The sequence below is a fragment of the Candidatus Magnetobacterium casense genome (assembly GCF_019173545.1).
In the GTDB taxonomy this organism is placed as follows: Bacteria; Nitrospirota; Thermodesulfovibrionia; order Thermodesulfovibrionales; family Magnetobacteriaceae; genus Magnetobacterium; species Magnetobacterium cryptolimnobacter.
This window is the reverse complement of sequence record NZ_JABXWD010000740.1, coordinates 1-1,176: the sequence shown is the minus strand read 5'-3', so window position 1 is coordinate 1,176 and position 1,176 is coordinate 1. Positions and strand designations below refer to the sequence as shown.

The following is a 1,176-nucleotide window of genomic DNA, read 5'->3' as shown; positions in this document are numbered from 1 at the left end:
TCGGTCAATGCACCCACGGGACAGGTCGAAACACACTGCCCGCAGAACAGACAGATATCAGGGGTGAGGGGTTTGCAAAAGGCCGTATCCGGTTTGGAGTAAAACCCCCTGCCGGTCATGTCTATCGTCCCCTTCATGACCACGTTCTGGCAGATGTTGACGCAGCGGCTGCACAGAACGCACTTATTGGGGTCGTAGGAGATAAAGGGATTATCGTCTTTTTTAGGCAGATTCCACATCTCCCCGTAGTACTTGTCGTACCGGACGCCATACCTGTAGACGAGGTCCTGGAGCGTACAGACGCCGGCCTTGTCACAGAACATGCAGTCGTTGGGGTGGTTGGACAGCAGCAGCTCCAGGACGGTCTTTCGCAGCCTGGTTAACCTGTCGCTCTCCGTTGTCACCTCCATGCCCTCCCTGATCGGGGTCGTGCATGAAGACAGCGGACGAGCCTGCCCCTTTACCTCCACAATGCAGAGTCTGCACCCGCCATAGGCCTCCAGACGCTCGTCGTAGCACATCGTGGGGATATATATGCCGCGCTCGCGGCAGACCTCCAGGACAGTCTTACCGCCTTCAGAGGTAATCGTCTGACCATTTATCGTTAATGTTACCGTATCTTCTGCTATTGCTGTTGTCACGTCAGTTCTCCTTATCTATATCTCAACGTTTGTCAACGGCGTTGAACTTACACACGTCATAACACGAGTTACACTGTATACACAGCGTCTGGTCAATGTAGTGAGTTTTCTTCTTCTCACCCGTGATTGCCTTAACCGGACACACCCTGGCACACATCGTACAGCCCGTACAGGTGGCCTCCGTGATGGTGTATGTCAACAACGCCTTACACACGCGTGCGGGACAACGTTTGTCGATGATATGGGCGGTGTATTCGTCTTTAAAATACCTCAACGTGCTTATGATTGGGTTTGGCGCCGTCTGTCCCAGGCCGCAGAGGCTTGCCTCGATGACGTCCCTTGAGAGGGCCTCGAGGGTGTCGAGGTCTTTGGCCTTGCCCTTGCCTTCGGTGATCCTGGTGAGGATTTCCAGGAGTCGCTTTGTTCCTACGCGGCAGGGGGTACACTTGCCGCATGACTCGGCCTGCGTAAACTCCAGAAAGTACTTGGCAATGTTGACCATGCAGTCGTCCTCGTCCATGACGACCATACCGCC

General features: G+C 54.5%; 2 protein-coding genes. Both read right to left on the bottom strand.

All coding sequences use genetic code 11. The features are described from left to right. The coding region (locus HWQ67_RS19200) for a 2Fe-2S iron-sulfur cluster-binding protein (protein WP_218254302.1) at positions 1-641 on the bottom strand (641 nt) is incomplete at its 3' end. A gap of 22 nt (positions 642-663) precedes the next feature. Further along, the coding region (locus HWQ67_RS19195) for an NADH-ubiquinone oxidoreductase-F iron-sulfur binding region domain-containing protein (RefSeq protein ID WP_218254301.1) at positions 664-1,176 on the bottom strand (513 nt) is incomplete at its 5' end.